The organism is Pantoea conspicua (assembly GCF_002095315.1).
Taxonomy (GTDB): domain Bacteria; phylum Pseudomonadota; class Gammaproteobacteria; order Enterobacterales; family Enterobacteriaceae; genus Pantoea; species Pantoea conspicua.
This window is the reverse complement of record NZ_MLFN01000008.1, coordinates 79,406-90,406: the sequence shown is the minus strand read 5'-3', so window position 1 is coordinate 90,406 and position 11,001 is coordinate 79,406. Positions and strand designations below refer to the sequence as shown.

Sequence of the window (11,001 nt, the reverse complement as noted above, 5' to 3'; positions counted from 1 at the left end):
TGGGGGCGCATGTTACTGCGACCCCCGATCAGCGTCAACCGCTTTTTGCGCTTTTACCGCCGATCGCCTGGAAAGCACGCGGTTAGCGGCAAACCAGCCTCCGTCACGCCCTTTCGCTGTTGTTATTACAGCGATTTCGCCGGGCTGGTGGCTGGAGCCTGACACCAGTTATTGGCCGGGTTAATCCCGCCATCGGGTGAGGTATACCCCAGACAACCGAGAATGGTATCGAACAACTCCACATGACGATGGGTTTTGCCGACGCGCTGCTGCGCCTGAAGACGCTCAAAGTTGCTGCGGTTCTGGCTGTCGGCCAGATATTTATCAGACGCCCACACAATCATCGGCACGCGGAACTGCTCCGGTGGCGCCATTTCACGCGGTGTGCCATGCAGGTGCATGTTTTCGCTGATCGACTCACCGTGGTCAGCGGCATAGAAGACAATCGCCTTCTTATCACGTAGCTGATCCAGCACGCTATCGAGCATACTATCGACATAGAGCACCGAGTTGTCATAGGCATTAATCAACTGTGCCTTGCTGCAGGTTTCATCCACACCCATACATTCCGGCTGGTACTTCGCAAAACTGCGCGGATAACGCTGGGAATAGAGATAGTGCGAACCTTTGGTATGCAGCACCACCAGATGCTTCCCTTTCGGGAAACGATCCAGCGACGCCTTCATCTCTGGCACCAGCAGCATGTCGTCGACCGCTTTGCCCTGGTTACGCTTCTCTGAACCAATCTGCTCACGGAAAGCAAAGTTATTGGCGTTGATGTTGTCGTAGAACCAGACCTCGCTCTGCATCGCAAACAGCTCCGAGGTAAAGCCCAGCTCTTTCATCACCGCAAACACGTTCTGCTCTTTCAGCGTACGGCCAGGATTATCCATGGTGCCGCCTTCACGCACGAACATGCAGCGCAGCGACAGCTTGGTCGCGGTATCGCAGGATTCACCGCGGAACGCCACCAGGTTTTTCTCTTTCGACAGTTTAGGTGTGGTATCGCGATCGTAACCCAGCATCCCCATGTGATCCCAGCGGGTGGTTTCACCAATCACAAACACCACATAAGTGTCGTCCAGCCCGGCAGGCGCGACGTAGGTAAATTTTTTCGCCGGATCGAGCAGTTCCTCGCTGTTCAGCGACTCATCCATGCGGGTCCAGGCAAACAGTCCGACCGCCGCAAGCCAGTTCGAAGGCAGATAAGAGTGCGCCACCACACCACCGTAGCTCGGCAGATCGATATTGGTGATCTCTTCATTATTCTTTTGCAGCTTGTCGAAAAACCGAATTGGCAGCCAGACCAGCGCCACGCAGAGCAGCATAATCAGGGTGGGCTTCAGGCGTTGACCCGGTGTACGCAGCTGTTCATTCAGCGTCATACTCAGTTTATTACGCCAGATCATTAACAGCGGCAGTGCGCTGACCAGCACCATCCACAGGATGAAATGGTAGCCAATCACTTCTTTGGAAAGATCGGTATCGGTGGTCATCACCGACGCTACAATGCCATAGCCAATCACGACGTTAAAAAATGCCATGTAATAGGCGGCGGCGACAGAAATAAGCACGATAAGCGTGGCGAGTACGCGATAAAACCACTTGCCACCCAGCGACAGCAGCCGCATCAGGAAGAAAGTCAGCAGAACAATCGCCACCACTTCGGTTACGGCAGTCAGCCAGTTAGTCACCGTCGATTTCGTCAGGAAACCGTCAAAACGGCGATAAAAAATCGGTAAATTCAATAATATACCGAGATAGAGCGCAAGCAGGAGCGACAACTTTTGCTGCGTTAAGGTTTTAATATAATTCATGAAAAATGGTGTTTCCCCGAAATGAAGCGCTTTATTAAATCTTTAATGTGACTACCGAAACGCGGCAGAGTTCGCTGAATAAGCGGACCGGAACAGATGAAGGAAAATTCTGAACGGATTTAAGGGCTATAACGCGAGGTGGATCAGTAAAACATGGCAGCAGTGGATAGACCAGAAAATAATCTTTGTCGAGCCGATTAGCACATTTTTTGTGCAATCGATACTGCCGGTCCGATTCCGGACGGCAAACGGGGCAAAGTGGCGGGTCAGGCGTGGCTTGCGGAAGGCCAGAGAAGAGAGCGGGCCGGCATAGCGGCCCGCTGCACGTTTAGCGAATAATATTCAGCGTCACGTCGATGTTATTACGGGTTGCGTTTGAGTACGGGCAAACGATGTGTGCCGCATCAACCAGCTTCTGCGCTTCCGCTTCATCCATCTCTGGCAGGTGAATGTTCAGGGTCGCTTCGATGCCAAAGCCATCAGGAATCGGACCAATGCCGACTTCGCCTTCAATCCAGGCCTCTTTTGGCATCGCGATTTTGTCGCGGCCCGCCACAAATTTCATCGCGCCGAGGAAACAGGCTGAGTAGCCCGCTGCGAACAGCTGCTCAGGGTTCGTGACTTCACCACCGGCACCGCCCATCTCTTTGGGTACGCCCAGCTTCACGTCCAGCACACCGTCAGAGGAGGTTGCACGGCCATCACGACCACCCGTTGCTTTGGCTTTTGCGCGGTAAACCACTTGTTCTAAAGACATGATATTTCTCCGTTACGCTATTTAATCGCTCACTACTTGTAAGGCCGTAATGAGGCGGTGAGGTTCAACGGGCGCGGTACGCCCGTCGGTAAGATTTATCGTGATCGGTTCAGGTTATCGCGCAAGTCATCCAGTTGCCCTTTCAGCGCCCGCAGCGCATCATCGTCACAGGCGGTGGCACATTTGACCGCTTCCGGAATAGATTCCGCCTTGCCGCGCAATGTTCGGCCAGCCTCAGTCAGCGTGACCGCGACCTGACGCTCATCCTGTCGGGTACGCTGCCGCATAATCAGGCCCGCACTCTCCAGTCGCTTCAGCAGCGGCGTCAGGGTGGCTGAATCCAGGAAAAGCTGCTCGCCAATCTCTGAAACCGTAAGATCGTCCTTCTGCCACAACACCAGCATCACCAGATATTGCGGATAGGTGATGTCGAGTCGGGTCAGCAGCTGGCGATAGACCTTATTCATCGCCAGATTGGCGGAATAGAGTGCAAAGCAGAGCTGCTGATCGACCAACAGTGGCATCGTTTTCACTTTTTTGTCATCTTGATCACTGTTCATACGACCCAATATAGATAGCGCGCTAGATAATTGCAAGCAAACTTTTTAAACAGGGGTAAACGCATGCAGAATTCACTGGAAGAACACGCGCGACGCTACGCTACGCAGGCCCACGCCGACGCCGGTCAGCGCCGCAAATATACTGATGAGCCTTATATTGTTCATCCGGCGGCGGTGGCGGAATTAGTCCGCAGCGTTAGCGATGATGATGCGCTGCTGGCCGCTGCCTGGCTGCACGATACGGTAGAAGATACGCCGACCACGCTGGACGATATCAATCATCTGTTTGGTGCGCGGGTCGCCAGCCTGGTCGGGATGCTGACCGACAGCGCACCGGTGACCGCAAAGAACCGGGCGGCGCGCAAACTGGCGCACTTTCGCCATACCGCCGAAGCCAGTCCGGAGGCACAAACCATTAAGCTGGCTGACATCATCGATAACACCCGCGCGATTGTGCGCTTCGATCCCCACTTTGCCCGCATCTATCTGGTGGAAAAACAGGTGCAGATTACCTTGCTGAAACAGGGCGATGCACAACTATGGCAACAGGCATCGACCATTATCGAAGCGGGTATCGCCCAGCTGGGACAGCCGCCCTACAACGTGCCGGACAGCTGGTTTGAGAAGCAGACGGCGAAATACCGCGACCTGAGCTAAAAAAAAACCCGCCATGGCGGGTTCCTTTGGATTTTTCTTCATTATTCCAGCAGTTGCCGACCCAGATACGGGTTGGCATGCAACAGCTTCATTAACTTCTGTGCCGTAGCGGAAGGACGGGTACGTCGGGCTTCCCAACTTTTTACTGAAGAAACGCTTACGCCCATCACTTTTGCAAATTCATCAACCTGCATGCCGGTCATTTCGCGCAGACGCTGTGGCTCTGGCACGGCAGGTTGGCGTTGAATAGATAACTCAGCGGGACGGTTGTCACGTGTCAAAACAATCTGCTCAAGGCTGCTGAGCAATTCAAACATTGGGTCTTTTAATTCCATAGAGAACTCCTTAAAAACTCACTATGAAGCACGTGAAAGTAGAGAGGTAAGAATCTGAAGTCAGACTCTGAAACCGGGCCTGGTCAGGCTGTATCCCGCAAGGGTTTGTTTTTGTTATGAGAGAAACCACTACGGGACACAGCCTGCTGTGCACTGCTTGTAAACATGTCAGGTCAATGCAACAAATGCCGGGAGCCTAAGTATGGATAGAGACCTGACGATTTGCCGCGCAATTTATAATTATTTTTTTATCTTTTCTTAGCTGGAAAAGTTCCAGCGCCACTAAATAGTTGAGGCTATTATCTTTTTGCCTCAGCAAGTGTCAGAAAAATCAAATTATGTTTGGTAGTAATGTGGCTGCCGTCATGCTTTGTGGCAGCATAATATCGATTCTGTGAGGAAATACCGCTTCTCATGAACGAGTGCAAAATATACGCCAATGGCTCACTTCTTAAACATTTATATTCACTCTGTTAATCAAATTAAGAATAGTCCTGGGGAGGCAGGCCCTGCCCGCACGGCACAGCTCACATCCACAGGCTGGCGGTTCTTCTACGCTGCCCGGAGCCGCTTCCGCGGCGGACGCCGCAGCCAGCGGGATAACGCCTGATACGGGTGCGGATGCCGGGCAGCAGATGAGCCCGTTGCGCTACCGTGGTGCGTCTGCGGGCAGGCTGCTGGCTAATCAATCAGAAGGAACATCAATGAGTGATATCAATTTCAATGTGAGTTATGCCTCTCATCGGGTGCCGATGATGGGCCGTCATGCTGTGGCCACCTCCCAGCCGCTGGCAGCCCAGGCGGGTATTCGTATGTTGCAACAGGGCGGCAATGCGGTGGATGCCGCGATTGCCACGGCGATGGCGCTGACCGTGGTTGAGCCGACCGGCAATGGCATTGGCAGTGATGCTTTCGCCATCGTCTGGGATGGCCGCGAACTGCACGGGTTAAACGCATCAGGCCGTGCGCCAGCAGCATGGAACCCACAACGCTTTGCCGGGCATCATGCCATGCCGGAAACCGGCTGGGAGTCGGTGACGGTACCTGGCGCGGTCTCGGCGTGGGTCACACTGGCGCAACGTTTTGGCACGCTGCCGCTGACGACCTTAGCCCAGCCGGCCATTGACTATGCGCGCCACGGTTTCCCGGTTTCGCCGTTGATTGGTCAGCTATGGCAGCGCGGCTACGACAAACTCCGGCATCAGCCCGGCTTCAGTGACTGCTTTGCGCCACAGGGTCGTCCGCCACACATCGGCGAGTTGTACCGCAATCCGGCCCAGGCCCGCACGCTGCAGCAGATTGCCGATACCCAGGGCGAAAGTTTTTATCGCGGTGAACTGGCGCAAAAGATGGTGGCCTTCGCCCAGCAGCACGGCGCGGCGCTGAGCCTCGACGATCTCAACATGCATCGCGCTGACTGGGTGAAATTACTGTCGCGCCCGTTTGCCGGCGGCTCGGTGCAGGAGCTGCCGCCCAACGGTCAGGGCATCGCTACCTTAATCGCCCTTGGCATCCTTGAAGCGTGGGACATTGGCCGCTATGCGCCCGATTCACCGCAGTGGCTGCATCTGTCGATTGAGGCGATGAAACTGGCGCTGGTCGATCTTGAGCGTTACGTCACTGATGAAGACCATCTTGAATTTCCGGCGGATCGCCTGTTAAGCGCCGACTATATCCGTCAGCGCGCAGCACTGATCGATCCGGCTCAGGCAGGCGACTTCCGGTTTGGCACACCGCAGCAGAGCGGTACCGTCTACCTCTCCACTGCCGATGCCAGCGGCATGATGGTGTCGTTTATCCAGTCTAACTATATGGGGTTTGGATCGGGCGTGGTGGTGCCGGATACCGGCATCAGCCTGCAAAATCGCGGGGCCGGGTTTTCACTCGATCCAGACCATCCCAATCGGGTGGCAGGCGGTAAGCGGCCATTCCACACCATTATTCCCGCTTTCGCGCTGGATGGTCAGGGGCAGCCGCTGATGTCGTTTGGCGTGATGGGCGGTCCGATGCAGGCGCAGGGGCATCTGCAACTGGCGCTGCGAATTATGCTGCATCGGCAGAATCCGCAGGCGGCGATCGATGCGCCACGCTGGCGGGTGGTGCAGGGTCGTGAAGTGGTGTTTGAAGCGACGATCGATCGCAATACCCTCAGCACCCTGCGCCGCATGGGACACCATGTGGTACTGGAAGATCCGCTGAGTAATTATAATTTTGGCGGCGCCCAGGCGATACTCCGCGATCCGCAGGGCTTCTATATTGCAGCGACCGAAAGCCGTAAAGATGGTCAGGCGCTGGTATTCTGATGCTGCGTCAGTCGGCGATGGCGAGTCGATTCAGCCGTTATCGGTATAGCGTACATCGTGCCCGGCAGCGCACCGGATTGTGCAACCGCATCTCACTGATGGTTTCACATTGTGCCGCGATGCGGGTTTGTTCTATTCTTTAGGCCATTCTTACCTGGACATCAGCCAGTTTCACCGACAGGAGTTGAACGTATGGCTTTAGGACTCACACGCCTCTGGGCGCGCGGCGCGGTTTTAGTCGCTGGCACGCTGATCGTGCTGCAACTCACCGCTTGCGGTGATAAAGAGGGCGAGCAGCGCAAAGCATTTACCGATTTTCTACAGAATACCGTGATGCGCAGTGGCGAGCACCTGCCGAGCCTGAGCGAAAATCAGAAGCAGAGCTTTGGTAAATTCGCCAGTGATTACGCCATCCTGTATGGCTTCTCGCAGCAGGCCAATAAGGCGGTCGATCAGGGGATGCGTCCGGTGGTCGATGAGCTTTCAGCCATTCGCGTGCCGCAGGATTACCTCAGCCGTCGCGACTCGCTGCGTCAGGCGAACAGTGCGCTGGTGATTGTCACCCAACAGATCGAAAGCGCCAAAATGCAGGCAGACAGCAGTAAAGCCGCGCTGAAGCAGGAAGACGATCTGAAAAAAGTCTACGATACCGCCTACAACAAGGTGGTCACCGTACCGGCAAACCAGCTGATCCCGCTGCTGCCACAGCTGCAGGCGCTGAGCCAGGCGGCGGTGCAGACCGGTGATTTCCTGCAAACCCAGGGCACCCGCGTCAGCTTTAACGAGGGCGGCGTGCAGTTCCCGACCCAGGAGCAGGCGTCACAGTACAATGCGCTGATGAGTACCTTATCAGCCAATGCCCAGGCGCTGAGCCAGGCGCAAACGGCCGTTCAGGGTGGTTTACAGTAAGCACATCACGCGGCAGGCGTTGATCGCCTGCCCTTTTCCCTTCCGGTTAGCCGCCTTTCTTTTCCTGCTTTTCTATGGTCTGACTAAACTGTGATCGGGCGCATTTTTGACCAAAAATAGTTTGTGACCTAAGTCACATAGTTATAACAAAATGCCGCCCTCCAATTGTGATAAGCGTCACAAATAAACCGGTTCTGCGGTTAAAATTTCCCCACCTCCAGATTATTCTGAGTTAATTTTGTGATCTTAATCACTAAAAACACCCCCGCACCCACCTGGATTAGGTGATCTAAATCACACTTTTTCTGACCGCTACGCAGCGTCATATTCGCGTGATAGAGTCCGCCTGCATACAGTAATACCACCGGCTCACTGCCGGGGTGGCTAAACAAAAACAAGCGCGCTCTCCTATTGCAGCGCGTCTCAATAAGGGGTGGGTTTATGTCCTCATCAGTGAAGGTCAGAGTACAAAGCTTTGGTCGCTTTCTGAGTAATATGGTGATGCCGAATATCGGGGCGTTTATCGCCTGGGGTATCATCACTGCACTGTTTATTCCAACTGGCTGGATCCCTAACGAAACGTTAGCCAAACTGGTTGGCCCGATGATCACCTATCTGCTGCCGCTGTTGATCGGTTTTACCGGTGGACGTCTGGTGGGCGGCGATCGCGGTGGCGTGGTCGGTGCCATCACCACTATGGGTGTGATTGTCGGTGCCGACATGCCGATGTTCCTCGGCTCGATGATTGCCGGTCCGCTGGGCGGCTGGGCAATCAAGTCGTTTGACCGGGCTGTCGATGGCAAAATCAAAAGCGGCTTTGAGATGCTGGTCAACAACTTCTCTGCCGGCATTATCGGTATGCTGTTGGCGCTGCTGGCGTTCCTGGCTATCGGTCCGCTGGTTGAAGGTCTGTCACACATCCTCGCGGCGGGCGTCAACCTGATGGTGCAGAATAACCTGCTGCCATTAACCTCCATCTTCGTTGAACCGGCGAAAATCCTGTTCCTGAACAACGCCATTAACCACGGTATCTTCTCGCCGCTCGGCATTCAGCAGGCCAGCGAAGCGGGCAAGTCCATTTTCTTCCTGATTGAAGCGAACCCAGGTCCGGGCATGGGCGTGCTGATGGCCTATATGTTCTTTGGTCGCGGCAGCGCGAAACAGTCGGCCGGCGGTGCAGCCATTATCCACTTCCTCGGCGGCATTCATGAGATCTACTTCCCGTATGTGCTGATGGCACCCCGTCTGTTGCTGGCGGTGATCCTCGGCGGTATGACCGGTGTCTTTACCCTGACGCTGCTGAATGGCGGTCTGGTCTCCCCTGCTTCACCGGGCTCCATCCTGGCCGTACTGGCGATGACGCCAAAAGGCGCTTACTTCGCCAACATTGCTGCCATTGTGGCTGCCTTCGCCGTCTCCTTCGTGGTCTCCGCCATCCTGCTGAAAACCAGCAAGGTGAAAGAAGATGACGATATCGAAGCCGCGACACAGCGCATGCAGGATATGAAAGCCCAGTCTAAAGGCCAGTCTGCAGCAGGCGCCGCGGTTGCCAGTGATGCCATGAGCGTTGAGTTGCACCATGTGCGCAAAATCATTGTCGCCTGTGATGCTGGTATGGGTTCCAGCGCCATGGGCGCCGGTGTGCTGCGTAAAAAGGTACTGGATGCCGGTTTAAGCAACGTATCGGTGACCAACACGGCAATTAACGCCCTGCCAGGTGATGTTGATCTGGTGATTACTCACCGCGATCTGACCGAGCGCGCGATTCGCCAGGCGCCTCATGCGCAGCATATCTCGCTGAATAACTTCCTCGACAGCGCGCTCTACAGCACCCTGACCGAGCGTCTGGTGGCGGCGAACCGCAGCGAAACACACCGTGAAACGGTGAAAACGGCACTGTCAGACAGCTACGACGAAGGTAATGCGCACCTGTTTAAACTCGGTGCCGACAACGTCTTCCTCGGCCTGCGCGCCAGCAACAAAGAGCAGGCGATTCGTTTCGCCGGTGAACAGCTGGTAAAAGGCGGCTATGTTGAGCCTGAGTATATTGAAGCGATGCTGGCGCGTGAAAAACTGACGCCAACCTACCTCGGTGAGTCAATTGCCGTGCCGCACGGTACGGTAGAAGCCAAAGACCGCGTGCTGAAGACCGGCGTGGTGTTCTGTCAGTATCCGGCAGGCGTGCAGTTCGGTGATGATGCGGAAGACGTGGCACGACTGGTTATTGGTATTGCTGCCCGCAATAACGAGCATATCCAGGTGATTACCAGCCTGACCAACGCGCTGGATGATGATCGCGTGATTGAAAAGCTGGCTAATACCACCAGCGTACAGGAAGTGCTGGATCTGCTGTCAGGCAAACCGGTCACCGCGTAAGCTAAACAGATTATTTTCCCTGGGGCGGTCAGGCCCGTCCCGATTCCTGGGGCGGGCGTGCCCGCCCCATCGTCATTTGATATGGGTCAAAAATTATGAAAGCGTTACATTTCGGAGCAGGAAACATTGGTCGGGGCTTCATCGGTAAATTACTGGCGGATGCAGGTATCGAACTGGTTTTTGCTGATGTGAATCAGACAGTGCTGGATGCACTCAACGCGCGTCATGAGTATCCCGTTCATGTGGTTGGCGAGCAGGCCAAAGTTGAAATGGTCAAAGGCGTCAGCGCGGTCAACAGCACCAGCGACGACATCATCACCCTGATCGCTGAGGTGGATATGGTCACCACGGCGGTCGGCCCGCAGATTCTGGAGCGTATTGCTGGCAGCGTTGCCAAAGGTCTGGCCAGACGCAGCGACAACGGTAATCTCCGTCCGTTAAACATCATCGCCTGTGAAAACATGGTGCGCGGCACCAGCCAGCTGAAACAGCATGTGCTGAAGGCGCTACCACAGCAGTATCACGCCTGGCTGGAACAACATGTCGGTTTTGTTGATTCGGCGGTCGATCGCATCGTGCCCCCTTCCGAGGCGGGCAGCAGCGATCCGCTGGAAGTCACGGTAGAAACCTTCAGCGAATGGATTGTTGATAAAACCCAGTTCAAAGGCGATCTGCCCGTCATTCCGGGCATGGAACTGACCGATAACCTGATGGCATTCGTCGAACGTAAACTCTTTACCCTGAATACCGGTCATGCCATCACCGCCTATCTCGGCCAGCTGGCGGGCCATCAGACCATCCGTGACGCGATCCTTGATGAAAAAGTGCGGACGATTGTTAAAGGCGCGATGGAAGAGAGCGGCGCGGTACTGATTAAGCGTTACGGTTTTGACACCGATAAGCACGCGGCCTATATCCAGAAAATCCTGGGTCGCTTCGAGAACCCTTACCTGAAAGATGACGTTGAGCGCGTTGGCCGCCAGCCGTTGCGTAAGCTGAGCGCAGGCGATCGCCTGATTAAACCCACGCTGGGCACCCTGGAGTACGGTTTACCGCATGCCAGTCTGGTGCAGGGCATTGCCGCCGCGATGCACTATCGCAGCGATCAGGACCCGCAGGCTCAGGAGCTGGCTGCCCTGCTGGCAGAAAAAGGTCCACAGGCCACGCTGGCAGAGATTTCCGGGCTGGATGCCAGCAGCGAAGTGGTGGCGGCTGTGGTGAGCGCCTGGCACGCTATGGCATAATGTGCACGTGTTAGTGACGCAAGCCGGGCGCAGTTCGCCTGCG

General features: G+C 55.4%; 9 protein-coding genes. 5 read left to right on the top strand and 4 right to left on the bottom strand.

Annotated features, from left to right (window positions below; genetic code table 11):
• Positions 1–125 precede the first annotated feature (125 nt).
• The 3 genes from eptB to HA41_RS05235 form a co-directional block, all read right to left on the bottom strand.
• Positions 126–1,817 (bottom strand): kdo(2)-lipid A phosphoethanolamine 7''-transferase, encoded by a 1,692-nt coding sequence (gene eptB / locus HA41_RS05245; protein WP_094119885.1) that lies wholly within the window; start codon positions 1,815–1,817, stop codon positions 126–128.
• Between the two features lie 328 nt (positions 1,818–2,145).
• Complete coding sequence (locus tag HA41_RS05240) at positions 2,146–2,574, bottom strand: organic hydroperoxide resistance protein (RefSeq protein WP_094119884.1); 429 nt, start codon at positions 2,572–2,574, stop codon at positions 2,146–2,148.
• 95 nt (positions 2,575–2,669) lie between these two features.
• Entirely contained in the window at positions 2,670–3,134 is a 465-nt protein-coding gene (locus HA41_RS05235; protein ID WP_094119883.1) for a MarR family winged helix-turn-helix transcriptional regulator, read from the bottom strand.
• Between the two features lie 63 nt (positions 3,135–3,197).
• On the opposite strand from HA41_RS05235, the gene HA41_RS05230 reads away from it, so the two are divergent.
• Positions 3,198–3,791 (top strand): HD domain-containing protein, encoded by a 594-nt coding sequence (locus tag HA41_RS05230; RefSeq protein ID WP_094119882.1) that lies wholly within the window; start codon positions 3,198–3,200, stop codon positions 3,789–3,791.
• A gap of 41 nt (positions 3,792–3,832) precedes the next feature.
• Here HA41_RS05230 and HA41_RS05225 read toward each other — a convergent pair whose 3' ends face one another.
• Positions 3,833–4,126, bottom strand: a complete 294-nt coding sequence (locus HA41_RS05225) for an HTH-type transcriptional regulator (RefSeq protein ID WP_094119881.1) — start codon at positions 4,124–4,126, stop codon at positions 3,833–3,835.
• A 704-nt stretch (positions 4,127–4,830) separates the two neighbouring features.
• Here HA41_RS05225 and HA41_RS05220 point away from each other — a divergent pair.
• The 4 genes from HA41_RS05220 (at position 4,831) to mtlD (ending at position 10,958) form a co-directional block, all read left to right on the top strand.
• Positions 4,831–6,429 (top strand): gamma-glutamyltransferase family protein, encoded by a 1,599-nt coding sequence (locus HA41_RS05220; protein ID WP_094119880.1) that lies wholly within the window; start codon positions 4,831–4,833, stop codon positions 6,427–6,429.
• A 192-nt stretch (positions 6,430–6,621) separates the two neighbouring features.
• Positions 6,622–7,338, top strand: coding sequence for a DUF3053 domain-containing protein (locus HA41_RS05215; protein WP_094119879.1), 717 nt, complete (start codon positions 6,622–6,624; stop codon positions 7,336–7,338).
• Positions 7,339–7,779: 441 nt separating this feature from the next.
• Entirely contained in the window at positions 7,780–9,714 is a 1,935-nt protein-coding gene (locus tag HA41_RS05205; protein ID WP_094119877.1) for a PTS mannitol transporter subunit IICBA, read from the top strand.
• A gap of 95 nt (positions 9,715–9,809) precedes the next feature.
• Positions 9,810–10,958: a mannitol-1-phosphate 5-dehydrogenase gene (gene mtlD, locus HA41_RS05200; RefSeq protein ID WP_094119876.1), complete on the top strand. Its 1,149-nt coding sequence runs from the start codon at positions 9,810–9,812 to the stop codon at positions 10,956–10,958.
• The last annotated feature ends 43 nt before the right edge of the window (positions 10,959–11,001 follow it).

Excerpts from the sequence above, each read along its gene's own strand:
- eptB (WP_094119885.1), bottom strand. The coding sequence starts at position 1,817 with ATGAATTATATTAAAACCTTAACGCAGCAAAAGTTGTCGCTCCTGCTT.
- HA41_RS05240 (WP_094119884.1), bottom strand. The coding sequence starts at position 2,574 with ATGTCTTTAGAACAAGTGGTTTACCGCGCAAAAGCCAAAGCAACGGGT.
- HA41_RS05235 (WP_094119883.1), bottom strand. The coding sequence starts at position 3,134 with ATGAACAGTGATCAAGATGACAAAAAAGTGAAAACGATGCCACTGTTG.
- HA41_RS05230 (WP_094119882.1), top strand. The coding sequence starts at position 3,198 with ATGCAGAATTCACTGGAAGAACACGCGCGACGCTACGCTACGCAGGCC.
- HA41_RS05225 (WP_094119881.1), bottom strand. The coding sequence starts at position 4,126 with ATGGAATTAAAAGACCCAATGTTTGAATTGCTCAGCAGCCTTGAGCAG.
- HA41_RS05220 (WP_094119880.1), top strand. The coding sequence starts at position 4,831 with ATGAGTGATATCAATTTCAATGTGAGTTATGCCTCTCATCGGGTGCCG.
- HA41_RS05215 (WP_094119879.1), top strand. The coding sequence starts at position 6,622 with ATGGCTTTAGGACTCACACGCCTCTGGGCGCGCGGCGCGGTTTTAGTC.
- HA41_RS05205 (WP_094119877.1), top strand. The coding sequence starts at position 7,780 with ATGTCCTCATCAGTGAAGGTCAGAGTACAAAGCTTTGGTCGCTTTCTG.
- mtlD (WP_094119876.1), top strand. The coding sequence starts at position 9,810 with ATGAAAGCGTTACATTTCGGAGCAGGAAACATTGGTCGGGGCTTCATC.